This is a genomic window from Myxacorys sp., assembly GCF_059501405.1.
Map to the genome: position 1 here is coordinate 43314 of NZ_JCACCM010000007.1, position 24570 is coordinate 67883.

General features: G+C 48.2%; 27 protein-coding genes. 9 read left to right on the forward strand and 18 right to left on the reverse strand.

Annotated elements, in window-relative coordinates; translation table 11 throughout:
* The first annotated feature begins 327 nt into the window (after positions 1-327).
* Positions 328-1602, forward strand: a complete 1275-nt coding sequence (locus tag AC5I6P_RS00685) for a M23 family metallopeptidase (RefSeq protein WP_495691834.1) — start codon at positions 328-330, stop codon at positions 1600-1602.
* 182 nt (positions 1603-1784) lie between these two features.
* Here AC5I6P_RS00685 and ribE read toward each other — a convergent pair whose 3' ends face one another.
* Positions 1785-2453 (reverse strand): riboflavin synthase, encoded by a 669-nt coding sequence (gene ribE / locus AC5I6P_RS00690; RefSeq protein WP_495691835.1) that lies wholly within the window; start codon positions 2451-2453, stop codon positions 1785-1787.
* 484 nt (positions 2454-2937) lie between these two features.
* Here ribE and AC5I6P_RS00695 point away from each other — a divergent pair, with 484 nt between their 5' ends.
* Positions 2938-3444 (forward strand): bifunctional nuclease family protein, encoded by a 507-nt coding sequence (locus AC5I6P_RS00695; RefSeq protein WP_495691836.1) that lies wholly within the window; start codon positions 2938-2940, stop codon positions 3442-3444.
* Between the two features lie 123 nt (positions 3445-3567).
* Positions 3568-4701, forward strand: coding sequence for an aldo/keto reductase (locus tag AC5I6P_RS00700; protein ID WP_495691837.1), 1134 nt, complete (start codon positions 3568-3570; stop codon positions 4699-4701).
* Between the two features lie 11 nt (positions 4702-4712).
* Here the strand turns inward: AC5I6P_RS00700 and AC5I6P_RS00705 are convergent, their stop codons facing one another.
* Complete coding sequence (locus AC5I6P_RS00705) at positions 4713-5120, reverse strand: hypothetical protein (protein WP_495691838.1); 408 nt, start codon at positions 5118-5120, stop codon at positions 4713-4715.
* A gap of 380 nt (positions 5121-5500) precedes the next feature.
* Between AC5I6P_RS00705 and AC5I6P_RS00710 the strand changes: the two genes are divergently transcribed.
* Both AC5I6P_RS00710 and AC5I6P_RS00715 read left to right on the forward strand, forming a co-directional pair.
* A complete protein-coding gene (locus AC5I6P_RS00710) occupies positions 5501-8416 on the forward strand; it encodes a PAS domain-containing hybrid sensor histidine kinase/response regulator (protein WP_495691839.1) in 2916 nt (971 codons plus the stop codon).
* A 17-nt stretch (positions 8417-8433) separates the two neighbouring features.
* On the forward strand, positions 8434-9171 hold the full coding sequence (locus AC5I6P_RS00715) for a hypothetical protein (RefSeq protein WP_495691840.1): 738 nt from the start codon (positions 8434-8436) through the stop codon (positions 9169-9171).
* Here AC5I6P_RS00715 and AC5I6P_RS00720 read toward each other — a convergent pair.
* From AC5I6P_RS00720 to AC5I6P_RS00730, 3 genes are all read right to left on the reverse strand, one after another.
* Positions 9122-10276 carry an extracellular solute-binding protein gene (locus AC5I6P_RS00720; RefSeq protein ID WP_495691841.1) on the reverse strand — a complete coding sequence of 385 codons (1155 nt, stop codon included), beginning with the start codon at positions 10274-10276 and terminating at the stop codon, positions 9122-9124. The genes AC5I6P_RS00715 and AC5I6P_RS00720 overlap by 50 nt on opposite strands.
* Positions 10277-10304: 28 nt before the next feature.
* Positions 10305-10919, reverse strand: a complete 615-nt coding sequence (locus AC5I6P_RS00725) for a phycobiliprotein lyase (protein ID WP_495691842.1) — start codon at positions 10917-10919, stop codon at positions 10305-10307.
* A gap of 97 nt (positions 10920-11016) precedes the next feature.
* Positions 11017-11547, reverse strand: a complete 531-nt coding sequence (locus tag AC5I6P_RS00730; protein WP_495691843.1) for a GNAT family N-acetyltransferase — start codon at positions 11545-11547, stop codon at positions 11017-11019.
* A gap of 468 nt (positions 11548-12015) precedes the next feature.
* On the opposite strand from AC5I6P_RS00730, the gene AC5I6P_RS00735 reads away from it, so the two are divergent.
* Positions 12016-12387, forward strand: a complete 372-nt coding sequence (locus AC5I6P_RS00735) for a hypothetical protein (RefSeq protein WP_495691844.1) — start codon at positions 12016-12018, stop codon at positions 12385-12387.
* A 22-nt stretch (positions 12388-12409) separates the two neighbouring features.
* On the opposite strand, the gene cobT is transcribed toward AC5I6P_RS00735, so the two are convergent.
* The 3 genes from cobT to AC5I6P_RS00750 are packed head-to-tail and all read right to left on the reverse strand — an operon-like array spanning position 12410 to position 14671.
* On the reverse strand, positions 12410-13552 hold the full coding sequence (gene cobT, locus AC5I6P_RS00740; RefSeq protein ID WP_495691845.1) for a nicotinate mononucleotide-dependent phosphoribosyltransferase CobT: 1143 nt from the start codon (positions 13550-13552) through the stop codon (positions 12410-12412).
* Positions 13552-14301 carry a DUF2232 domain-containing protein gene (locus tag AC5I6P_RS00745; RefSeq protein WP_495691846.1) on the reverse strand — a complete coding sequence of 250 codons (750 nt, stop codon included), beginning with the start codon at positions 14299-14301 and terminating at the stop codon, positions 13552-13554. Before AC5I6P_RS00745 ends, cobT begins: the two co-directional genes overlap by 1 nt.
* A complete protein-coding gene (locus AC5I6P_RS00750) occupies positions 14264-14671 on the reverse strand; it encodes a hypothetical protein (protein ID WP_495691847.1) in 408 nt (135 codons plus the stop codon). The genes AC5I6P_RS00745 and AC5I6P_RS00750 overlap by 38 nt, the downstream gene beginning before the upstream one ends.
* A 444-nt stretch (positions 14672-15115) precedes the next feature.
* Between AC5I6P_RS00750 and AC5I6P_RS00755 the strand changes: the two genes are divergently transcribed.
* Complete coding sequence (locus tag AC5I6P_RS00755) at positions 15116-15766, forward strand: retropepsin-like aspartic protease family protein (RefSeq protein ID WP_495691848.1); 651 nt, start codon at positions 15116-15118, stop codon at positions 15764-15766.
* Positions 15767-15787: 21 nt separating this feature from the next.
* Here the strand turns inward: AC5I6P_RS00755 and AC5I6P_RS00760 are convergent, their stop codons facing one another.
* The 4 genes from AC5I6P_RS00760 to AC5I6P_RS00775 form a co-directional block, all read right to left on the reverse strand.
* Positions 15788-16390 carry an exopolysaccharide biosynthesis protein gene (locus AC5I6P_RS00760; protein ID WP_495691849.1) on the reverse strand — a complete coding sequence of 201 codons (603 nt, stop codon included), beginning with the start codon at positions 16388-16390 and terminating at the stop codon, positions 15788-15790.
* Positions 16391-16655: 265 nt separating this feature from the next.
* Entirely contained in the window at positions 16656-17204 is a 549-nt protein-coding gene (locus AC5I6P_RS00765) for a pyridoxamine 5'-phosphate oxidase family protein (protein ID WP_495691850.1), read from the reverse strand.
* 149 nt (positions 17205-17353) lie between these two features.
* A complete protein-coding gene (locus AC5I6P_RS00770) occupies positions 17354-17554 on the reverse strand; it encodes a heavy-metal-associated domain-containing protein (protein ID WP_495691851.1) in 201 nt (66 codons plus the stop codon).
* Positions 17555-17671: 117 nt separating this feature from the next.
* Complete coding sequence (locus AC5I6P_RS00775) at positions 17672-18856, reverse strand: tetratricopeptide repeat protein (RefSeq protein WP_495691852.1); 1185 nt, start codon at positions 18854-18856, stop codon at positions 17672-17674.
* A 5-nt stretch (positions 18857-18861) separates the two neighbouring features.
* Here AC5I6P_RS00775 and rpiA point away from each other — a divergent pair, with 5 nt between their 5' ends.
* Positions 18862-19572 carry a ribose-5-phosphate isomerase RpiA gene (gene rpiA / locus AC5I6P_RS00780; protein ID WP_495691853.1) on the forward strand — a complete coding sequence of 237 codons (711 nt, stop codon included), beginning with the start codon at positions 18862-18864 and terminating at the stop codon, positions 19570-19572.
* Positions 19573-19906: 334 nt separating this feature from the next.
* Here rpiA and AC5I6P_RS00785 read toward each other — a convergent pair whose 3' ends face one another.
* From AC5I6P_RS00785 to AC5I6P_RS00795, 3 genes are all read right to left on the reverse strand, one after another.
* The gene (locus tag AC5I6P_RS00785) at positions 19907-20395 is read right to left on the reverse strand and encodes a DUF4231 domain-containing protein (RefSeq protein WP_495691854.1); all 489 of its coding nucleotides are present in this window, start codon (positions 20393-20395) and stop codon (positions 19907-19909) included.
* A gap of 171 nt (positions 20396-20566) precedes the next feature.
* Positions 20567-21208, reverse strand: coding sequence for a glutathione S-transferase family protein (locus AC5I6P_RS00790; protein WP_495691855.1), 642 nt, complete (start codon positions 21206-21208; stop codon positions 20567-20569).
* Positions 21209-21494: 286 nt separating this feature from the next.
* Positions 21495-21860, reverse strand: coding sequence for a winged helix-turn-helix transcriptional regulator (locus tag AC5I6P_RS00795; protein ID WP_495691856.1), 366 nt, complete (start codon positions 21858-21860; stop codon positions 21495-21497).
* A gap of 123 nt (positions 21861-21983) precedes the next feature.
* Here AC5I6P_RS00795 and AC5I6P_RS00800 point away from each other — a divergent pair, with 123 nt between their 5' ends.
* On the forward strand, positions 21984-22883 hold the full coding sequence (locus tag AC5I6P_RS00800) for an NAD-dependent epimerase/dehydratase family protein (protein ID WP_495691857.1): 900 nt from the start codon (positions 21984-21986) through the stop codon (positions 22881-22883).
* A gap of 151 nt (positions 22884-23034) precedes the next feature.
* Here the strand turns inward: AC5I6P_RS00800 and AC5I6P_RS00805 are convergent, their stop codons facing one another.
* The 3 genes from AC5I6P_RS00805 to AC5I6P_RS00815 all read right to left on the reverse strand — a co-directional run bounded on the left by AC5I6P_RS00805 (position 23035) and on the right by AC5I6P_RS00815 (position 24433).
* Positions 23035-23751 (reverse strand): SDR family oxidoreductase, encoded by a 717-nt coding sequence (locus AC5I6P_RS00805; protein ID WP_495691858.1) that lies wholly within the window; start codon positions 23749-23751, stop codon positions 23035-23037.
* A gap of 213 nt (positions 23752-23964) precedes the next feature.
* Complete coding sequence (locus AC5I6P_RS00810) at positions 23965-24111, reverse strand: hypothetical protein (protein WP_495691859.1); 147 nt, start codon at positions 24109-24111, stop codon at positions 23965-23967.
* 97 nt (positions 24112-24208) lie between these two features.
* Complete coding sequence (locus tag AC5I6P_RS00815; protein ID WP_495691860.1) at positions 24209-24433, reverse strand: BrnT family toxin; 225 nt, start codon at positions 24431-24433, stop codon at positions 24209-24211.
* Positions 24434-24570 lie beyond the last annotated feature (137 nt).

Genomic DNA, 24570 nt, shown 5'->3' on the forward strand with positions numbered 1-24570 from the left:
TCAAGTCACTGGAAATGCTCACAGCAATTGCTAGCGCCATATCAGGCTACTAGCACTGGCAGCACCCCAGCGTCAGGTTCGGACTAGTAAGGTGGCGAGTTAATCTGGCGTCTCAGCAAAAAGCTGTCGATGAAATCTTCATAAAACTCGGTACGATAGGGCAGAGATATGGTTAATTAGTGTAAATACTTCCGAAATTCCTCGGAATCAATTTCTTTGTGAGCGGCACTTTAATGAATTGACATGGTGTCGGATTGATAGTGCCAGAGCGTTTGTCGAGACATTTTATAAATACCATCAGCATATTGTGCGTGAGGAGACTCAAAGATGACCCAGCAATCCAATTCAACCGCTAAAGCGATGTGCAGTCGTAAAAATTTGATCAAACGCCTTGGTTGTCTTAGCAGCCTCAGTGTCTTTAGCAGTGGAGTTGCCCTTGCTCAAGTTCCCTCGCCGTCAGTCTCTATTACTCCATCCTCTATTGCGCCCGCTGCTGCCCCCACAGCCACGCTGCCAGCAGAGCCACCCGCGATTACCGTTGTGCGAAACGAAGAAGCCGCCCCCGAATCTCCAATCGTAGTTAAGGTTAAGCCTAATCCCGCTGCCGCGATTGCGCCTCTCGAACAGGCGGTTCCAGAACCGTCTCCGCCTTTAGCTTCTGAAAGAGTCTCCGCTCCGATCAGCGCAGAGCGCACTGGGGAAACCGCGCCTAGTCGTGCAAATACGGCTTCCGACCTAATTGGTCAGCCACCTGCCTCCTCAGAAGACTATGAAGCGCCTGACGCGGTTGTGTTCTCAGAGCGAATCTCTGGGTGTGAGTTTTCGGTACAGAAGGGACAAGTCGGCAGTTGTGGAGCAGCTTCTAAAGCGCCTATAGCGGTCAAACCATCAGGCATTTCTAAAGCAATCTCGAATGTGATTTCAGGCGTGGTTCGTCCCAAATTTGCTGAAGTCTCTGCTGAGGCGGAGGCTGTCAGCGCTGCGCCTGTACAGGTCGGTCCAGTCAGTTTGTCGTCGAGCGGCATTGGCTGGAATGGCGGTTCTGTCGGCAGTGCTTACAGCACCGTCCAGTCCTACTACAATCGCACGGTTCGACCCCTCGGGATGCCAGGAAACGGGAACGTGAGCCTGCTCTTTCCGCTCTCGATTCCGACGGCTATTACCTCATTCTTTGGCTGGCGGATTCACCCTATTACCGGAGCACAACGCATTCATACCGGAACCGATCTAGGCGCACCGATGGGAACTCCTGTGTTGGCGGCCTTAGCGGGTCGGGTGATTATGACGGGCTTGATGGGCGGCTATGGCGTCGCGATCGGGATCGAACACACCGATGGAAGACAACAAACCCTCTACGCTCACTTATCAGAAGTGTTTGTTAAACCTGGTGATATTGTTCAGCAAGGAGCCGCGATCGGGCGAGTAGGCAGCACTGGAAACTCGACTGGACCTCACCTGCACTTTGAATTGCGTCAACAAATGCAAGATGGTACTTGGGTGGCAGAAGATGCTGGATTTGCTCTAGAGCAGTCTGTAGCGAGATTGGCAAAATCGCTACAGGTCAGTCAAAGTCAGCTTCCTCAAAAAACAGCCGCTAATTAACCTGCAAGAAGCGATCAGTCTTCTAGAGTTCGCTTTGTGAACTTTCGGAACGGCGGAGAGGTTTCTCGTGGCAGCGGATAGCGAATGTAGCAGATTAAAAATTATAGTGATGCCTAATCTGCATTCGTTCATCCGCTCCCAAATCCGCTGCCATCACCTCGATAAGTTCTGACAGGCCTCAATTACATGTAGCCATGCTCGGCTAGAAACGTCGGGGAAATCCGATCGGGAATTGTATCGGATAACGACCGTCCTGATCCCAAAAACTTCTCAACGTACTTGCCGAGAATATCACCCTCTAAATTGACCCAGCCTTCGGGTTTGAGGTGGCATAGGTTGGTTTCAGCATAGGTATGAGGAATTACCGCTACCGTAAACCACGAGCCATTGGGGGCACAATCTGCGATCGTCAGACTAATGCCATTCACAGAAATACTTCCCTTCGGAAGAATATATCGTGCTACAGAGGCACTCTGAGTGGCAAACGTCATCTCCCAAGATGTCGCTGTCTGAACTGCCGATTGAAATATCCCTACCCCATCGACATGTCCGGTTACAAAATGTCCGCCGAGTTTGCTGCCCACTCGTAGCGACGTTTCTAAATTGACTTGCTTTGTCCCGTCGTCAGTCTGACCCAACGTAGTCCGACGAACCGTTTCTGGAGACACATCAGCAATAAAGCCGTTGGATTTAATCTCCGTCACGGTTAAGCAAATGCCATCGATAGCAACACTATCTCCGATCTCTAAGTCCTGCATTAGAGAAGCGGAAGGGTCAGGACAAGCAATTTCAACTTGCTCAGTATTAAGTAAGGTCAGTGTTCCAACGGTTTGAATAAGTCCGGTAAACATGGGGCTAAAGAGGTAGTGAGACTGGAAGGGAACTTACTTTACGCTACACCCTGCCTTCCAGGTATATTTTTCTTTTCTGATCAAGATTTACGTATTGACAGATAACTTGAGGTAATTTTGGAAGAGCTTAGTGTTATATACCTGTTGCTTAACTTCGATGCCATGTTATAAAGACGCAATTAAGCGCGTTTCTACAGGGAGTGATGGGATCTTACCCAGTAGTCAAAATACGCCTTTTGTCCCCATGGGAGGTCTAGTAATATCCTCGTCATCGCTGATTTTAATTTTTAGGTGTTCGGTGAAATATAGAAGTGTCCTGTATTTTGTCAAATTTTGGGCTTGATCATTTAGGATCAAGGAAGACAGGGCATACTTGTAGCTCACCCCCTCAGATTTTTCTACTCTACAGGGTGAGGAGTCTTTAATGACTTCCTGTCCCGACATCGCAGTATCCCCTTGCCTGAGGAGTTCAGAGGCTATACCGATGATTGAAATGAAGGTCGCTGGAATTGCGTTAGACGCTGCTACTCGAAGCCCGATCGTTCTATTAAAGGATTCAATCGACCGACGAGCGCTTCCTATTTATATCGGACAAGATCAGGCGAAAGCAATTATCAGCGTCTTAGAAAACCAGACTCCTCCACGACCCCTAACTCACGATCTTTTTGTGAATTTGATGGAAGCGTGGGATATGGTGCTAGAGAAAGTTATTATCCATTCCTTACAAGATAATACGTTCTATGCAGTGTTGGTTGTGATGCAGGGCGACGCACGGCGTGAAATTGACTCGCGCCCAAGCGATGCGATCGCAATTGCTCTTCGCACCAACAGCCCAATATGGGTGATGGAAGAAGTGATCGCGGATGCCTCAATTCCAGTAGATCGCGATGCGGATGAAGCTGAACGCCGTGCTTTCCGAGACTTTATCTCCAATCTCAGTCCTGATGATCTGATTCAGAAAGGACGATTTAGTAGCGGGGAAGCTCAGTAAATCAAGCCTCGTGCTTCGGCAGTCGGCTACCAGAAGAAAAGCTTGATTGTAAAGATCTCTAATTTTTTCGAGAAATCAGGGATTCTGATACGCCGTTTTTTGGGTTCACGTAGTTAGAACACCGTGCACTACCGTCGCTTCGGCAAAACGAACTTACCTTACTCTGTCTTCTCATTAGGAACGATGCGCTTAGCGTCGGAAGAACTCGCGGCCCAAACAGTGCAGCGTGCGATCGCGATCGGCATCACTCACTTTGAAACAGCGAGGGGCTATGGACAGAGCGAAGCGTTTTTGGGAGCGGCACTTCGAGGATTAGCGCAAGGTACAAGGCCGACACGCGAGCAGCTTTACCTAACAACCAAGATTCCGCCAACGCCGGATGCTGATGCAATGGAGCGATCGATCGACGAGTCATTGCAGCGCTTGGGAGTAGACTATCTCGATAGTTTAGGTATTCACGGCTTGAACACGTGGGAGCATTTTGACTGGGTGACGGCGAAAGACGGGTGTATGCGGGGGGTTCAAAACGCACAGGCAGACGGACGAGTGCGTCACGTTGGATTTTCAACCCACGGATTTTTGGAGGTAATTTTAGCTGCGATCGACACTGATCTGTTTCAGTTTGTCAATTTGCATTACTCACTCTTCTTTAGGAGAAATGAAGCCGCGATCGCCCGCGCTTCTGAAAAAGATATGGGCGTATTTATTATCTCTCCCGCCGATAAAGCAGGACTGCTCCACACGCCGCCGCAAACCCTGATTGACCTCTGTCAGCCCTTTTCTGCGTTGGAGCTAAATTATCGATTTCTCCTGAGCGATCCACGTATCACTACGCTGAGCGTTGGAGCCGCCACGCCCAGAGAGCTAGATGCCGTTCTCACAGTTCGAGATGAGAATCTAACCTTAGAAGAATTAAGAGTTATTGATCGCCTCAAAGAGCACCAGAAAGCAGTGTTGCAAAGCGATTTGTGTAGTCAGTGCTATGCGTGTTTGCCCTGTCCTGAAAGCATTCATATTCCAGAGGTATTACGGTTACGGAATCTAGCAGTGGGCTATGACATGACGGCATTTGGAGAATATCGCTATCGCATGTTTGAGAATGCCGGACACTGGTTTCCCGGAAGCAAAGCTAATCGGTGTAGCGATTGTGGCGATTGTTTACCTCGCTGCCCCCAAGCGCTCGATATTCCGACCTTGCTGCGCGATACGCACGATCGCTTAAAGGGCAAAGCAGGACGCCGACTTTGGCAAGATTAGCAGCGGCAGAATTAGTAGCGTCGTCCTCTCCAAAACACGCCCAAAACGACGCCGACCAGCACGGTATAGTCTAATGCTGGTAGCAAAGGAGCGGGCAGACCTAGCACTGACTTTAAAAACAAACACAGCAGCAAACACGGAACGAGCGCCCAGAGAATAGAGTTTGTCACAATAATTTGACGAAACCAGCGCTTTAAGACCACCACTCCTAGCGCTCCTACCCCGACCGCCGCCCCCAACCGGATCAGGATTTCTAAGGGAGAGTTGAGCAGTTGCAGGGCAACCGTGTGAACCACAGGCACAAGAAAACTGAGAGATAGGAGCAGATCAACCGCGATCGCAAAGATAGTGGTCACTACAGAGGCCTGAAGTAGCAGAATCCACGGCAAATATTTAAGCGGGCGAAGCGGATTTAGCATGGTCTTAAGCGGCAGCTTTCTGAGTGTGCATTAGCCTTGTCGTCCTCATTATTGTATCTGAGCAAACTATCCCTCTTTCATCACTCTCGCTGAAGTGAACTCTGAAACCTAGCTCCAGTGCGAGTTTCCTATTTTGACGGCTCGAAGATGACAAAAGAGCAAAACGCAGGTGCAGCAAAGCTTTCAGCTTTTGCTCCTACCAAAGTGATGAAAGAGGGCTATGCTGCCTAATCGTTAGAGACGTTTTAAGAAATAGCACTTACCATAAGAGACAAGCTACCGAGGCAAGCTATCTCAAACGATAGATGCTGGTTCCTCTAGGTCTATAATTTGATGAAAAGAACTTGACAAAACGTAACAATCCTTAGAGTCAGATTGGAATGCAAGAGAAATCCCCCGTGTCGCAGGCAGAAAGAAGCTTTAGTAGTAATGCTCAGCCTGCGTCTCTAAGCAGTGGTAAGGCTGGCATGGTGCTGCAATCGGCAGACGGAACGATTCAAGCTTGCGATGTAGCAGCAGAGCAATTGTTGGGGTACTCATCTGAGCAAATTATTGGCCAGATTTCGTTGCATGCCTTAGGACGAACGATTTGCCCAGATGGTTCACCTTTTGCGATCGATCAGCTTGGCATGATTGCTGGGCGCAACTTCAACGGAACCGCTGCCCCCCGTCAACCTGGTCAGAATGCCGTGATCGGATTCTACCGTGCAGACGGGACGTTGGTGTGGCTACAGCTAGACTCCAATCCTCTCTTCCAAAACAATGCCACCACTCCCTATGCCGTGGTAACGACGCTGCGAGCCATCACGCCAGCCCGTTTAGACGGCTCCTCTAAGGGGGGATCAAATTTAGATCGACCGCAGGCGGAAGCTGACCTTGACCGGGTTGAAGCGAAACTCGATCGCCTCAATCAGGTACTCAATCACAATATGACTTCGCTCGCGGTTCAGTTAGGGCAGGCGCAACGGCTGTCTCACCAACGACTTGCAGAAATTGAAGCAATCTATGCGACGGCTCCGATTGGGTTGTATTTTGTCGATACAGATTTTCGCTATGTTCGGGTAAATGAGCTTCTGGCTGAGATCAATGGAACACCTGCATCCGAGCATATCGGGCGGACGTTTCGGGAGGTTTTGCCCGAACTTGCCGATTCGATCGAACCCCTATTTCGGCACGTGATTGAAACGGGCGAACCGATCTTAGATTTAGAAGTTGTAGGCACTAATTGCGCTCAGCCCGGAGTAGAGCGAGTTTGGCTGTCGAGCTACTATCCGTTTGTAGAAGATGGACGGGTGCTAGGCATCAATGGCGTAGTGCAAGAAATTACTGATCGCAAGCGCGTCGAGCAAGCGCTGCAAGACACCGAAACCCGATTAACTCGGTTTGTCGATTCTGACCTGATTGGCATTTCATTTGGAGATATTTACGGTGGTGTTAAATACGCCAACGATGAGTTTTTGCGGATTATCGGTTACTCCCGTCAAGAATTTGAGTCAGGACAAGTGAAATGGACAGACATTACTCCGTCCGAATGGTTGCAAGTTGATCAGCAATCGATCGCAGAAGCTCAAGCGCACAAAGCCTGTACGCCTCACGAAAAAGAATACATTCGTAAAGACGGTAGCCGAGTTTGGGTGCTGATAGGCTTCACCCTAATTGGCGAAGCGCAAGAAGAGTACGTCGCTTTCGTTCTTGACATCAGCGATCGCAAGCGGAGCGAAGAAGCATTGCGACAGAGCGAGCAGAACTTCCGGGCACTCGCCGATTCGATGCCAAACATGTTCTGGACGGCTCGACCGGATGGTTGGCTTGAATACTACAACCAACGCTGGTTTGACTATACGGGCCTGACCCTAGAGCAAAGCCAGGGCTGGGGCTGGGAGCCTGTGCTACATCCCGATGATCTGCCACGCTGTATTGACCTGTGTAACGAATCGATTCGTACTGGCAAAGACTATCAGATTGAGTACCGCTTTCGTCGTGCTAGTGACGGGCAGTATCGCTGGTTCCTAGGACGCGCCTTCCCACTGCGAGACGAGAACGGGCAGATTATTCGATGGTATGGGTCTTGTACGGATATTCACGATCAAAAATGTGCAGTGGAAGAGCGCGATCGCTACGCCGAACAAAGCCTGCGTGCCTTGGCTCAGGAACAGACTATTCGTCAAGAAGCCGAACGCGCCAACCAACTCAAAGATGAATTTCTTGCAGTGTTATCTCACGAACTGAGGACGCCGCTCAATCCAATTCTAGGCTGGGCAAAGCTATTGCAAAGCGGGCGGCTCAGCCCAGAAAAAACGCAGGATGCCGTCACCACGATCGAGCGCAACGCCAAGCTGCAGTCTCAACTGGTGGAAGATTTGCTGGATATGTCCCGCATTATGCGCGGCAAACTGACCTTAAATCAGTTCCCCATCAATTTAGGCTTCGTAATTTCGGCTGCCCTCGAAACGATTCGGCTCGCCGCAGATGCAAAAGCGATTCGACTGAATGTGACGCTTGATCCAAATGTTCGATCCATTTTAGGAGATGCGGGTCGATTGCAGCAGGTGTTTTGGAACCTTTTGTCTAATGCCATCAAATTTACGCCAGAGCGAGGACAAATAGACGTAACCCTAACGGAAGTGGGTAACCAAGCGCGAGTTCAGGTGAAAGATACAGGCGTCGGCATTGACGCGGAGTTTCTACCACATGTGTTTGAGTACTTTCGGCAAGAAGACGGCTCAACCACGCGCAAATTTGGCGGATTAGGACTAGGGCTTGCGATCGCGCGGCAACTCGTTGAACTGCACAGCGGCAGAATTTGGGCAGAAAGCCTAGGAGACAACCAAGGCGCAACCTTCACTGTCGAGATTCCGCTGCTAAAAACCGAAAAGACTGAGCCGACTCGTGAAGCGGCGGAGTCCTCGCGGCGACCATCACCCCTCGCTGGTCTTCACGCTTTAGTCGTGGATGATGATTTTGATGCGCGAGATATCGTCGCGTTTTTGCTACAAGATGCAGGCGCGATCGTTCAAGTTGCCGACTCCGCATCAGAAGCTCTGAGCATTCTAGAACGTTTCAATCCTGACATTCTGCTCAGTGATATTGCCATGCCCGAAGAGGATGGATACGGCCTGATCGAGACGATTCGGGCCACTGGAAGGACGCTGCCTGCGATCGCGCTGACAGCATATGCGAGTGAAGTGGATCAAGAACGCGCGATCGCAGCAGGATTTCAGCACCACATTTCAAAACCGATCGATCCTGATCAAGTGGTTGCCATCGTGCTTGACCTTGTGCGAGATTCGATGTGAGGTCAGAGGGATGCAGGATGAATCGAGACGCTAAGCCAATCCGATCTATTTCAGCGCTGGTACAGAAAGTGTTGGGAACGAGCGTCTTACTGCTTGTGACGGGAATCACTCAGAGTGCAGTTTCATCCGAAGGGTTGAACGCAGCGGTTGCCCCTTCGTTGAAATCCGCTTTAGTTCCGTCAAGCGAGCCATTTGTCTTCGCTCAAATGCGAGATGGTTCCTGTTCATCTTCTGTCAAAGGCACGACGGAATCCTCAATGTCAGAATCTGGACTCACCATTCCTAGCTTTTGGTGGCTAAGAGACGAAATTTCCGCCCAAGCCCAATTTGGCCGGAGACTAATCGATCGCTGGTTAGCATGTCCTGGAACGAACGGACAATCAAATCGCGTCGATTTTTTGGTCAATCAGCAAGTGTGGAGTTTGCTCGACTATTTAGAACGCTATCAGTTTGTACATCGCCTCGGAACCGTTGCAGGGGACTACCGCCACAATGTCCGCGTGTTCAATCGCCAAGGCACACTCTTAGCTGCCTACACCTGCGCGTTCAACACCGATGTCGCCAAGACAGAGGAAACCATATACACATTAAAGTCAGACAAACCAAAGTCAGACAAACCAAAGTCAGACAAATTAAAGTCACAAGCTTCTCTAGCGTGTAGTTTAGCGCTCGATTCTACAGGCAAATTCGGTATTCGGGGACGCACTAGCCCTGACGGACTTTTGCCCAGAGAGAACGGTAGTGTTCGACCGTAGCCTGAGAGAGCGGTTCAAGAAACTCGCTGCGATCGAGCAACGTTTTAGGATCGGGAAATAGAAGCGGGTCACGCTGCAACGCTTCAGGCAAAGAGTCTGGCTTAAGCGCTGTCAGAATCGGGGATGCCGCTTGACTTAGGAGGGAAAGCTGCGGAGCAATCTGAGGTTGCCAACAAAAATCAATCCATTGAGACAGGGTTGGATTTTGGGTAGTCACAGTCGCCGGACGAACCCACACATCCGCCCAAAGAGACGTTCCTGAAGCCGGAAAGACTGCTTTGATACCGGGGGAGCGCCGTCTAGAGGACAAAACCTCCGAAGACCAGCCCACCGCGACCCATGTATCATCTAGCATCAACGGCTGTAGATAGGTTTCAGAACTATAGAACTTGGCTTGCCGATGCAAGGCTTTTAACTCGGATTCTAAATTCTCAACCTTGCTCAGATCCGGTGTGTTGTAGGACTTACCAAGTTTTTTGAGTGTCAGCCCGATCGTTTCTCGGGGCTGATCGAGCAGCGAAATGCGTCCCCTCAACTCTTCTCGCCACAAATCGGCCCAATCTGTGGGCGGCTTCAGGTTTTTTTCCTTGAAAATGTCGGCCCGGTAAGCAATCACAGTACTGCCCCACCGATAGGGTGCACCCCAAACCTGACCATTTGCAGCAGGGCGACCTTGATTATCGCGAGTCACGATCGCACGCCATTTTTCTGGTAGTTGCCTCCACTGCTCCCACACCGATACATCCAGGGGTTGAATCAATCCCTGTTGAATTGCCGTAGTCAGCCAATAATCTCCTAACGTTGCTAAATCGGGAGCAGCGACATCCCGATTACCAATGAAAGGAATCCAGCTCGGAAGAGAAGACGGAGCGGGCGGATTGACCTGTTGCTTCCACTCTTGCAGCAGGGCAAACAAGTCTCCTAGCTGATCTTCTGGCTTAAAATCGATCGCCGCTTGATTAAACTGTTTATGAAATTGGCTTACCACTTGGGCTGGAACCGAATCTCGCAGCGATCGCACCCGCAACGCATTCGGTGCTGGGCTGCATCCCGATAACGAAACCCCAAGGGCAGCGGTTCCTACTAAAAAACTCCGTCGATCCATGCCTCACATCCAAGCTCTTGTTCTATTTCTATTTTCGCTCAACGCCAAAGCCGATCAGCGTAATCTCTGAGGGCACTTGTCCCGGCTCTGGACGGTTGTACGTCACAATCGTTCGCAGGCGGACATCAGGAGAAATGAGACGCATTTGATCGACCGCGATCGATCGCTTGTAGGGCGTTGTCATTTCCAAGGTTTGGCGCATCGGCTGATAGGTGAACCGACCCGCGATCGCGCCGGGTTCAGAATAGCCTTGATCGCGCAGATAGAATCCTTGAATGGTGTCTCCATCCGCAACGTGAGATACAACTGGCAGTATCAGAGCCTCTGTTGGCGCAGAATGGGTGACATACTGATCAGGGACAAACAGGGCTTTGAGGCTCATCGCAACCCGTTCGCCTGTTTCAGACAGCGTATCGAACGCGATCGCAAACCCTGGACACGTACCTCCCATTTCGATCTGAGCGGGATCAATCTGAAAGTTTTCCGATGGCGTAAGAATGCGCTGTGCTTCGGTGTCAGTTAAGCGATCGACATGAAACTCGGTAAACGATCGCTCGATTTCGCCACTAGGCATGGAGTGATATGTTCTTTCGGTTTTCCAGACGCCAGAACAAGCATCAAAAAATTCTTGAAAACTGAGCATTACTTTTCCTATCGAGCCGTATCTACGAGTGTGACAGAAGCAGTGAATTTAGCAAATTTTAGTTTGGGATAGGGCTTCGGATCGCTCGCCAGCGCCCTCAATCTTGGATCGCTCGCCAGCGATCGCGATCAATCCCATATATCACTGCATCACTTCCCATAACCTCCGTTGTGCCTTCAACGGTTTCCCCAAGCTTCTCGGCAACCCGTCTAGAAGCAAGATTTGCCGGACGAATCAAACTGATGATGTGTGGTTGCTTTAATACTTCAAATCCGTATTGAATCGCAGCTTTAGCGCCTTCCGTTGCGTAACCTTGTCCCCAAAACGCGCGGTGCATCATCCAGCCAAGTTCAAAGCCAATCCAGCCTTCTGGGTTCAAAAAGCCCACTCGACCCACCATCCTTTTTGTGTGCCGCTCTTCGACTGCCCACATTCCATAACCTCGCAATTGCCAATGTCCTAGCATCATTGCCATGCCTTGCCATGCTTCTTCGCGAGAGCGTGTATTTCCTCTGCCGATGTAGCGCATCACTTCTGGATCAGCGCTCATTTCTGCAAAGACATCTAGATCTGCTTCACAAAATTCACGCAAGATCAGGCGCGGTGTTTCCAATACAGGAATCTGCATTCTCGCTCCCTGTCTGACGTACAACGTTTTGATTCTAAACGAAAAGCTTTCATGTATAGGGAAAGTTTTTGCTTTAAACTTCTGGCTATATTAAGGGGATCAGGTGCGCCATTAATCAAATTGAACTTACTTATTATTGATAGGAATTAAGCTATCTATTAATGGACTCAACTTGAGTTCTTAACATATAGCTTTTATCTCGCTACAGCTTGTCATTAGATCAAGGATGCTAGACACTAAGCCCTGTCTGAACTACCAGTTATTTGGCGCAAATCTAACGAAATAGTTAACTATCAATTTTGCTATTTCGTTTACAATCTGACAAAACAATAAAGCAGCTACTCATTCGTTTGCTTAGCTACATTCTGACAAAAAAACAAAAGGTTAAATGAATCGGAAATTCACTAAGAAAACTGCTTTTTTTGTCTACTATATATTTCAGAAAATGTAGGGGTAACAGGTCAGCAAATGGATACGCTACAAACGCAAATTAACACGCTCGATAGCAAGGTTGACTCTGTTCATCAAGTCGTTGAACAGTTGAGCCTTAGCCTTGCTCAAGTTCTCGCAGAAATGAAAGTAGCTCCAGGTCACCCGATGAGCCGGGCTTCCTTTGGTGGTGGCTCTGGGCGCTATGCCAGCGTTGGTTATCGTCAGATAGATTCGTTGGAACATAAAGACGTACTTTTAGATGATGGACAGGCTGATCCATCCACTCACAGTGGAGACAAAACTCTCTCTCTAGAAGTTCAAGTTCAACGATTAACTGCGCAATTAACGGCTGCCTACAACCGAATTGCTGCCCTTGAGGAGCAGTTATTAGCTCGACGAGTTTACTAGTTAAGAAAGAAGAAAGAGACAATTAAGGCTGATTTTTTCTTTCTTCTAATTTTCTTCGTTGCTCCACTAACTCCTCGATCGCACTTAGTAGTTTTTGCTGGTTCCAGTTTGCATAGAGGTGGGCTGCGATCGCTAATCCGCCCGCTCCCACGCCTTCTTTGACATACCCCTGCTCGTACATCCGGAGTTGAGCAAATCGAGAGGATGCAAAGCTCAGCGGTGTCGCCAGAAGTGGAACAGAACCGATCGCTTGCGCAAGCCCAATCGTATCGCCTGTTGGATCTTCTGCTACCCAGCGCGTCGTTCCGATCGCAACGTTTTCGGGTTGCCAATCGAGAGAAACATGGGTAGTAATCGCGCGAGTCAGCGCGTACACCGAGAGCATTTGAGTGCCGCCTGCCAGCAACACACCACAGGTTCGACTGGCCGCGATCGTCATGCCTGCCACCACAATTTGCATGGGATCGCCAACCGCGGCCGCTAGTGCAAGAGGATGAGTCTCCTCTCTGCTTGCAGCTAAACCCTGTCGCACCAAGTTCAGTTTTTGCGCGTGATTGCAGATTGGATGGCTACTGTTTACCTTATCGATCGCGTCAATTTCTAAGCCTAAAAGCACAGCGAGAGCGGTGGTCGTGCCGCCAACCACGCATTCTCCGATCACCAAGTACCGATCCCAATATTGAGCTGCTAGTTTTTCACCCCATTTCAATCCTTGCTGAAATAAATGCTCGGCTAGATTCCGGCTCATTGCTTGTCCTGTGCTAAGGCAACGAGCGGGTTCTCCATCTAAATCGATCGCAGGAACAGTGGGAGGTTGAGGCAATCCAGCGTTAAAGATCTGAACTGGAATCGAAAGCGCTTCAATAACGGCGCGAGAAATTAGAACTGGAGATGCCCCCGCCGTCAGAGGGGGGAGTGGATAGATTGGATTAGGTTGCACGCCATTGATCAAGAATTCGGCATCTGCGATCGCAGTAAACCGGCGATCGTCTGGAGTTGCGCCTGCCGCAGAAATGCCTGGAATTAATCCGGTTTCGGTAAAGCCCAACACGCAACCAAAGCAAGGCAACTGTCCTGCATATCGCTCCAGCCAACGGCGAGCCTGAGTCGGTTGAGTATAGACCGAAACGAAATCATTCATCGCCATCAATACATTGTCCAGCATCAATCATTGTCAAAGATGACTTGAATCCAGCGAGGTGGGCGCGGAATGGGTGAATTTAATCGGTCAAAAAGATACCAGGCTACTAAATGCACCATCAGAACATAAACGAGGCTGCGGATAACGATAATGAGAAAAACAGCCATTTGGATGACTTCAAGAGAGGGTTGAACCAGCAGCCCTAGTCTCGTAAAAATCCACTCCAAAAGATTGGTGGCTTGTACTGTTCCATAGAGCCACAGGTCTTCGCCCAGCAAGATAGAGCCTAACCACAGCCGAAAGAAATCTCCAAGTACACTAAGCAGTCCGCCCATTGGAACTGAAACCACCCAAGGGGCTCGTCGATACCACAGTACGCCCAGCAAAACACCCAGCAGTCCGAACGGAATCACAAACTGAATGCTGCGGGGAGGCCCGATCAACACCGAAAGCAGCAATCCTGATACTAATGCCCCCATCCAAGCACTACGGTTGCCCCATCGCAAGTACAACAGCGCGATCGGCACTGGAAAAAAGATTTGCAGCACCGGACCCATCGGAAAATAAGAATTGACGAGCCAAATTAGGCTAGAAGCACTGGCTAGAAATGCCGTCTCCACCATCATGATGGGACTCGACGGATCAACATTTCTCACCAGTCGTTTTCTCAGTTCGTCAATATCAGTGGAGTTTGCCTCTACGTCAGGAATCCAGTCTTCATCCAACTCAGAGGGATCAACTCCGCTTGACGGATCGTTGCGCAAATCGCTCATGCAGATCGAGAGAGAGGGGCAGATCTACTCTAGTGCAAATTTTGACTAGTGAATGGAGCAGTTGCGCTAGGCTACGCCGACCCAGAAGCGCCCACAGATTCATCGCTAAGCAAAGACAACCCAATCCGAGCAGAATGTAGGTCGGGGGCATCACAACGCCAACCATAAACCATGTGAGCACATGGAAGACCATGATTCCAGCGAACAGAGCCGCGATCGCAACGCTAATCCAGATCTGTCTTGCTGGACGCTGCAACCCCGTTAACATCAGCGTTGTTATCGTGGTTAACAGGTTTGCAGGAACGAGGAAGGTGCAAATCGCGACACAATGAGCGCGAGAAAACTCAAATAGGAGTGGAAAATCTAGCATTGAGTAATCGGGTTCGTCACAGCTTCAATAGGGTCGATTTTGGCACTTGAGATAGCAAACATTCCTTTTCGTCCATCAATCTTCACAAATAGACATGCAATACTGGTAATCACTCGCAAAGTTGTAAAGAATATTAATGAGAATCATTCAGTCTTTAATCTTGCTAACTATGTTTCCTTATTAGTGACATTTGTGGCGGAAGACTGAATAAAATTTTTATTCATTATTGCAGCAATCAATCTATCTCCAAACCGATTCTCTTAGCTATTGATTTTATTGAGTTTTTTAGTATCTACATCAATTTTTTGTGACAGAGTTGACTTAGCAAGAGCGCTGCGGCAATGACCCAACAATCTACGTAAACATCTACGTACTGTTAGTTCAAATCGTAATCCGTGTACTCTCGATGAAGAGACGATCGCGAGTATCGGAAATTCAGAATGTATGCATCAGTCACGGTTTGAGCGTTCAGCTACAGTTACGATTCGCGCAAAGCGCACTGCTAAGAGAACCGCATGGTATCTAGCCTTGTCAATGGTGATCGCGATGCCCATGTTCATCGTTCATCGGGCGACGGCAACTCAACTCTTCCTCAACTTCACCTATGATGACCCCTGTTATTGGGTCACTTCGTCGGGTCAGCGCGTCGGTTTAGGGCAATTGTGCGGCGGTGATGTGCCTGTTAAGAAAACAGCGCCTCTGCAAAAAGTCAGCAAGCGCAGTAACGATGGTGTGATTCGCGTCCCAATCAAACGTCACATCGCGTCAACACCCGTGATTGAGGTGATGTTAAATGGAGCCTATCCCGTTGACATGATTGTTGATACTGGAGCCAGTGCCTCGCTGATTACTCAAGCGATCGCACAGCACTTAAACATCAAACCGATTAGAACACTGCAAGCAGGTATTGCTAATGGAAGTGTTGTGCAGTTTCCGGTTGCTCGCATTCAATCGATGTCCGTGAATGGCTTGACTATCAACAATTTAGAAGTTGCGATCGCAGACCAAATGGATGTCGGATTGCTAGGGCACGATTTCTTTGGCAAATACGATATCAAGATCAAACGCGATGTCGTAGAGTTTTATCCTCGATAGCTCTCTACATTTGATAACTCTCTACAACCATTGCTCTAAAAGACCAGGAGCCTGCCAAAGCAAGTAAGTAATCAGTCCGCAAGCGGCAGTAATGACGACGGTGAGCGCATAAGCAGCACACATGAGAATGCCATCCGACTCCAGCATGGCGACGACAAGAAGTAAAATTCCTGTCGTTGGAAGCGGATTTGTAAAGGGAATTGGCAAAATCAGCAAAATCGCCAACCAAGTAATGCATAGCCCATTGAATCGCCAGACGTAAGGATTACCAGTCACTCGGCTGAAGCGAGGACGAGTAATCTTCTCTAGGATGCGCATGACTCGACGGATGTTGTGTAAAAGCTGTTTAGCAAAGGCTTGAGGAAATTTGAATTGAGCCACCTTCTTGGGCAACCAAGGCGATCGTCTCCCTAGCGCCATTTGCATTCCTAGCAGCACACATCCTGCACCCGCAAAGCTGGTTAATCCGGGTGGAACTGGAAACAGAAATGGAATCACGAGCAGTGCGATCGCGAGACTGAATCCCCGCTCTGATGTTTGCGCCAAAATTGCAGCCAGCGTCAACGGCTCTTCTGAAATGCGTTTGAGAAGAGCTTCAAGGTCTTGGGAGAATCGCAAGTGCATAGAACAACTCGTAACCTATGGTTGATGAATCAGTTGATGAATTCTAGAGCAAGATCACACAGCAGGCACCGCCTTCTCAGCTAAGTTAACACCTGCTTTAAAGATGGACAACCTTCTCTGATGTTCCTGATCCTTCATAAATTGAAGGACAAACGACATCCCCCTTGTGCAAAGATCTCCGATTTCTCAAAAAAATTGGAGATCCCGATACATAGTCTTTATATTCACGGACACGGACTTGGACATCACTTCAAGACATTCATTGTTAGGACTCATCCAGCAAATGAGTCGGTAAACCATCGATACTGACTTGGTTTTTGGCGTGCCAGTAGTCTTGCAGCCCGTCTTTGCCTTTTCGGATTGCCCAATCAATAATGGTGTCGCGATCGGTGACGAAATCATAGAGAGGAACGCCCGCTCCACAAGAAGTCTGCACTAACTCGACGGCAAGCTTGATGATTTGTCGCGTACCTGGAATCGGTGGAAACAATGAAGCTAGTTCTTGCCAAGCCACATCTCTTGGGTAAATCACCTGACCACGACCATACAGCCGCAAGATGAGGGGAGCGCCTTGAAAGCTGCAAAACATAATTGTCATTCGCCCATTTTCAATCAGATGGGCACTAGATTCGTTACCGCTACCCGTCAAATCAAGGTATGCAACGGCTTGAGGATTGAGAATGCGAAACGTATCGATGCCTTTGGGGGATAGATTGATTCGCCCTTCAGTCGGGGCAGTCGCTGTAAAAAAGAGATGTTGCTGAGCAATAAACTGCTGGAGGGATTCAGTGAGTTCTGGATAGAACTTTGCCATGTCAAAAGGGGGTGAACGTGACCCCTATCCTACCGAAAATGCTGCCGCTTAATCTTAACTAAAGTGGCATTAGCTTAACTAAAGTAGCATTGCTGGATGCTAATCACGCGACGTTAGATTACTTCATCCAGCAAACCCGTTACCTTACCTTAGTATCCGCTTATCTCATAGCCTGCGGCGGTCACAGCTTGCTTAAAGGTTTCTTCAGACGCTTTTGCTTCGATGGTGATTGTTTTTTGGTCTAAGTCAATATCAATATGGGCGTCAGGCTCGTGCGTCAGAATTGTTTGTTTGATGTTTTCTGCGTCATCAGAGCTGTTTAGGGTTGGAACGTGTAGTTTTAATGCCATAGCAATTTCATTAGGTAAAGTTGGTAGCACTTTTGAGTATGGAGGGTGCGCGTTTTATCTTTCGCCTTGCCTAAGATAGATTTTAATTTTCACTAAACCAATGGGTTGAACTTCCGTTTAGCGCTTGGCTTCGTCAAGCCAGTCACCCAAAAGAGAAATGATCAGAAATGCTGAGGCAACGGCGATCGCAGTTAATCGGCTGGGAATTGCTCCAATGTAATAAACGCTAAAGAAAACACTAAGCGCAACAACAACACAACCAGGAAGCTTACTCTTGATGAAAACGTTGGCAATATTATGCAAATCGTTTGCACGTTTCATTTTCTCAATCGGATTCTTACTGAATAGATAGCTTTTTAACCGCTTGAGTTTGATTAAGGTGAATAGCTTGCTGTGAGTTGCCCCGCAGAAGTTTGGCTGCATCGCTAGCGCTCTGTCGAAGTTTGCGATCGCGCCTTCAAATCGCCCGAGCTGTCGTAAGGCTAAGCCGCGGCGATGCCATAGTTTCGAGTCTTTGGGCTGGAGTTTGATGGCGTGATCAAAGCTGGCGATCGCATCGTCACCCCGTCCTAACTTTCGTAAGACTTCGCCGCGATTGGCTAGGAGTTGCGCATTGTCCGGGTTAAGCTGAAGGGCGTGATCGTAGCTTTCAACTGATTCATCGTAACGTTTGAGTCCATACAACACATTGCCTCGGCTGTGCCAGTCGTCCGCTTGCTCTGATTGCTCAAGTAGGGCATCATAACAGCCCAGCGCTTCGTGCTGTCGGTTCAATGCCCATAATAATGTGGCTCGCCGTCGCCACGCTTCGGTTTCATTGGGATTGCATTCAATCGCGTTACTGTAGCTCTCTAGCGCTTTGCGGGGATGAGTTCGGGCAAGCAGTTCGCCTTGATGCAACCAAGCCTCAGAGCAGTTTGGATCGAGTGTGAGGGCCTGATTGAAGGCTGCGATCGCAGCTTTTGAAGAGTCTAAATCTTGAAAAATTTGTCCCCGCAGAATCCATGCCTCGATCAGATCGGGCTGTAATTCAAGGGCGCGATCGACGCTAATGAGTGCCGCTTCAAGTTGCTTGAGTTCAGTTAACGCTTTGCTGCGTCCATGCCATGCGATCGCAGAATCGGGCTGAAGATCTAAGGCGCGATCGTAGGCACTGAGAGCCGCTTCAAACTCCTTAGCTTGGGCAAATTCTTCTCCTTGCCCCAGCGCTGAGCGCAGTAACGCATCGTCTTCTAGCCGAAACTCTTCATTCTCGCGCATGGCATCTAGTAGACTGACTGTTGATTCTGTAAGTTTAAACAATCGATATGAGCGCTGAAACTGATCCCGTTAAATTGATGAAACAGCAGGTTGGATATGCGGCTGCAGAGCGAGTTCAATCTGGTTCTATTGTAGGGTTGGGAACTGGTTCCACAACAGCTTATGCTATTCAAGCGATCGGAGAACGTCTTCAATCGGGTGAACTCAAAGATGTCAAAGGCGTGCCAACGTCGTTTCAAGCGATTGTGCTAGCGCGTCAGTATGGGATTCCCCTCGTGTCGCTCGATGAAATTGAGAAGATTGATGTGGCGATCGATGGAGCAGATGAAGTCGATCCGCAAAAGAATCTGATCAAAGGCGGCGGGGCAGCGCATACTCAAGAAAAGATTGTCGATTGTTTGGCAGATCAGTTTATTGTTGTCGTCGATGGTGGCAAGTTAGTCGATCATCTCGGTTCGACGTTCTTGTTGCCAGTCGAAGTATTGCCGATGGCAGTGACGCCTGTGATGAATGCGATTAAGAAACTCGGCGGTAAGCCAGAGTTGCGAATGGGCGTGAAGAAAGCAGGCCCGGTGGTGACAGATAACGGCAACTTGGTGGTGGATGTGAAGTACGATCGCATCGACAATCCAAAGGAATTGGAGCAAACGTTGAATAACATTCCTGGCGTTTTGGAGAATGGAATCTTTGCCGGAGTTGCAGATGTTGTGCTGATTGGGGAAGTGAAGGACGGTCAGCCGAGCGTTCGAGAAATGTAGCGATTTGGAATTTAGGTTTTGGACTGAATTTATGCAAGTTCAAAACCTAAAGCCTCACGGTAAGGACTTGAGATCGCTGCTTTAGAGGATGATGTTACGATCTCCCTTTCAGAACTGCGATTGGCTCTGTCAAGCCCCGAAGGATCGCATTTCACTGGTCATTTCTGGATTGCACTTAAACCCATCAGAAATAAAGCGGTCTAACGTTCCCCTTCAGCGACTGTGAGCAACCTCGGTTCTGCACCAGCACGTTATAGTTCGCTGCAAGGGGCTTGTTGGGGAGTTTCTCCGAGGATTTCAATTGTTTCCTGTACTGGTATTTCTATATATATTCCTACTTCTTTTTCTCGGATGCAGATTGCCCCCAATTTTGATGACCTTCCGACCAAATCTCCATCACTCGGTCTGAGAATCGTCGAGTTTTCTCCTCTCCTTCTAATTTGAAATAGTCGCCAGCGTCTTGGAGATAAAGAAACTTTTCTGATTGCAATTTTTGTTGAACGTTGCGAGCATTAACCCAAGTCTTTTGAGAGGTGTTTTGGCTTAACAGAGTAGTAGAGAGTGCAGCAAGGGCACTGATGATTGGCACAATCCATTCCCACACACCAAGCTGTTTACTCGCTGCCAAGGTAGAAAGAATAGTTACTACAAACGTTAACAACACACTTGCTTGATTGAGGCGTGTAAATCGTCGTTTGTCCGAGTCAGCTATGTGCTTAAATCGCTGAATGAGACGATCGCATTCTTCTAATGCCTCTGTATGTTTCTGTATCAACGATCTCTGAAAATCATCGGTTGGAGTTTCTCCAATAGCAATTTCCATATCTGCCATATGTCTGCTTTGAGTAATTAATTTTTCTCCAATCTATCCGATTAGCATAAGTACAAACACCGTGGTATTGCTGCCCAACGAAGATAAGCGGCGGCAGATTATCTTGATAACCCCACCAAGATCTTTCGATGTCCGCTTCATCAACTGGTTATGCCGCGATCGCTATGATCGATGCTCCAGAATCTTTCGGATATTGGGAAGAGCTGCTTCAATTGCTTCGGGATGAGCAACCGTTTGCTGCCAACTCTCTCGTTGAGTTAGTCTTTCTGACCAAGCCTTTAAGCGTGGATAGTCCTCTAGAGGTAGGGAAGGGACTAAAGTTCCAGCTACAACTTCTGCAAGTGTAAATTCTTCTTTTACAAAGTAAGTCTGCTGATTGAGCAACTCTTCAAAGAACCGCAAGACGATTGTTACTCGTTGTTGAGCTGCTTCAAGCTTCCAAGGTTCAACTTCCAATCCTACCAGTGGTCGGGTTAGAGGAATCGTAGCAGGTTGAAGTTCAACCACCGTAATCGTTTCAATCATCCGAACAACAGCAATCGCTTCGGGTTCGCTAGGCATTAATGATGGAGTTGGATACTTTGCCTCTAGATAGTCCAAAATTGCCAATGACTCAACGACCCGCAATCCGTTATCTACGATCGCAGGAATTCGCTGAAGCGGATTAATTGCTGTGAAATTGTCGTGAAACTGATCTCCATCTAAGTTCACCAGAATTGGCTCAAAGGGAATTTGCTTTTCCAGCAATACGACCCAGACTCGACGAGCATTGACAGAGATCGGATTGTAATAAAACTTCAGCATAAAAACTCCAACTTGAAAATTACGCTTTCACCAGCCCCCCTGACAATAATATTGACTTGATCATGTTCCTCTCTCAAACAACCTCAAAGCTCCAGTCTTTGAATATCTCAAGCTATCTTAACTGCTCACACTAACACGCAAGCTTCAAGTACCGACCCCACCGAGGGCTGAGCAGCCTAACGTTCCCAGTCAGCGGCTGCTAATAAACTCGAATGCACACAGATAGCCTCTCGGCGGTCGGTGTGCATTGGGCTTGTTATGTGCTGCCCGAAAGCTTAAACATGAACTACTCAGCTTTGTCTAATTGGCAGTTCCTTAAATATCTTGTTGTTTCAACGTATTTGACTCCCCAGCCTTCAAGTGACAATAATGTTGGCTTTAGCAACCTACCTAAATCTGTCAGTGAATACTCAACTTTGGGCGGAATTTCTGGATAAATCTTGCGGCTAATCACACCATCATTTTCCAATTCTCTCAGTTGCCTTGTTAAAATTCGGTGCGATAGTTCAGGAAAGCTACGTTTAAGCTCATTGAATCGCTTTGGTTCATCAAGCAAGTGATAGAGAATCACGCCTTTCCACTTATCTGCAATGACTTCTAGAGCAGCTTCTATGTAGCAACCTCCTGCTCCATCAAACGATGCATGTCTCATTTAACCTCCTCTCAAGCTACTGAACTAGTAACACTTGTGTTACTGGCGCACAAAAATGTGCATTCTTACGCAATTCTAAGCAATTTTGCATAATCAGATTGCAACTTTATACTGAATGAGCAAATGAAGATTTTTGTAACTGGAGCATCTGGTTATATCGGCGGTTCAATCGCTACGGCCTTGGTATCTGCTGGGCATGAAGTGTTCGGCTTGTGCAGGTCAGCCGATAAAGCTGCATTGCTTAAGCAGAGGAGAATTGAACCAGTTCTTGGAACACTGCGGCATGAGCAAATTCTCTTTCAATCTGCTCATGCCGCAGATGCCGTTATCAATGCTGCAGATGCAGACGACCCGTTCGTTGTGGAGGTATTACTTCAAGCACTTGCGGGGTCGGGCAAGAAGCTGATTCATACCAGTGGATCAAGCATTGTTGGTGATCGCGCTGCTGGGGAATATAGCAACCGTATTTTCCATGAGGATATTCCCCGTCCAATTCGTTTTGAGAAAATTGGGCGAGTGGCAATTGATACTCAGTTGATTGAGAGCGTTGTTCGGGAAGTACATTCTGTTGTTATGTGCCCCTGTCTCATTTACGGTGATGGTACAGGTCTACACCCTCAAAGCATACAGATTCCTTCGATGATTGCAGTTGCTAAGAAACACCAGGCCGCTCGATATATTGGCAGAGGAGAAAACATCTGGTCAACAATCCATATTGAGGACGTTGTGAGCGCTTACATGCTTGCACTAGAGAAAGCTCCTGCTGGTTCATTCTTTTTCCTCGAAAATGGTGAATCAAGCTTTAAGGAAATTGCTCAAACCATACAAGATGAACTTGAGTTTGAGGGAGCAGCACAAAGCTGGACAGTAGAGGAAGCCGTTCAGGAATGGGGACAAGAAGGTGCTCATTTTGCTTTTGGCTCAAACAGCCGTATTCGTTCGGAGAAAGCCAGAAGCCTTTTAGGATGGACATCTAGACATTCATCAGTGATTGACTGGCTGAAGAAAACATCAAACTTATAGGTTCTGCAACGAACAGATAACCTGTGGGAATCACTCCACCGAAGACTCACGGCATAACAGTGCTGTTGAGCGGCGACAAACAACGCCAAAATGGAGCGCAAAGGCTTTGCTCGCCGCTCCAATAGAATTGTTACGGTGTTCACTTTGCAGATTAAACTAACGCATCCCCACCATCAACTAATAGAGTAGCTCCTGTGATAAACCCGTTGCCCATGAGAAACAAGACCGCATCAGCAATTTCTTCTGGCTTGCCAATTCGCTTTACAGGAAGTTTCTCAGCAATCGTTTTAACAATCTCTGTACGTTGCTCTCCAAAGATCTTGTCAAGCATTTCAGTATCAATCACACCCGCACAGACAGTATTCACCCGGATTGGAGCTACTTCCACGGCTAAATTCCGAGCAACTGCCTCAATCCCAGCATTAGCGGCTCCAGCAACTGCGAAACCAGCATAGCCACGACGACCTGCCAACCCTGAAATAAAAGTGATGGAGCCATTAGCGCGAATTTGAGAGACACCGTGTTTCACCACATGAAAAGCGCCCCAAATTTTGCTGTCCAAGGTTGGACGCAGTTTCTCCATCGTAGTCTCCGATAAGGGGGCTGTGGAAGCGTCTTGAGCAGAAATAAATAAGTGGTCGAAAGAGCCAATCTCTGCAAAGGCTTGGCTAATCGCTGTCTCATCCATTACATCTGTTGCGATCGCCTTAACATTTTCCCCAATCAAACTTTTGGCTTGCTCTAATTTGGTTGATGAACGTCCCAAAATAATGACACTTGCTCCTTCTGAATGGGCTTGCTTTGCAACAGCCAATCCAATCCCTGAACCGCCTCCGACTACAGCTACAGTCTTATTTGATAACCGCATTTACACCTCTCACAACCTAGCATTGACTACAGGGGCTGACGGTCAGATTGGTTTGGCTGCAATTACTTTACTGATTTACTGACAACCTTGCTGAACCTACGACATCGTATCTCACAGATAGCTTCTCAACAACTGTCCCAACCGACAAAACGGAGCCGTATAACGGCTCAAATCAGCGGCGGCAGACAAGCTTGAACTTAGTACCAGCAGTTCTCAATCGTCTGCTGCATTTGAATTGTTAGCCTGTGTTTTAGGAGCAAGAGTTTGATTATCTCGCATCACCCTGATTAAGAATCGTAGTGCTTCATTTACTGCATCGGCACTAGGAAACATCTCTGCAACATCAGGTTCTAAATGCACAGTGGCTCCACCAAAACTTTTCCTTCCAGAGCCTAACCTTCTAACTCTGAGGCTCTTCAAGTCATACTCTGTCCGAAGATCATCTTCCATCTCTGACTTATCCCTCTTCATAGGCTTCTCGCTCTGTTCGTGCTACTTCTCTTGCACTAATGAAGCGAATTGAATCTTTTCTCTCGGTATAAGACACAATCACCAATTTCCCTTGATTTGAGTGTCCAACGATAAGATAACGCTCCTCGTCCTCAGAATGGTCTGGATCATAGAAGTCAACATTAGAGAGGATCATCAAAAACAGTTTTTGCTTCCTCAAACGAGACTCCATGCTTCGCTAGACTGCTCGCCACCTTTTCGTTATTCCACTCAAACTGCATATTACTGATTGGATCACTGCCCACCTGGACTAATTGGTCGTGTTCTAGACATGGGGACGAGGATCAGGGAGAATAGGACGACTTGAAC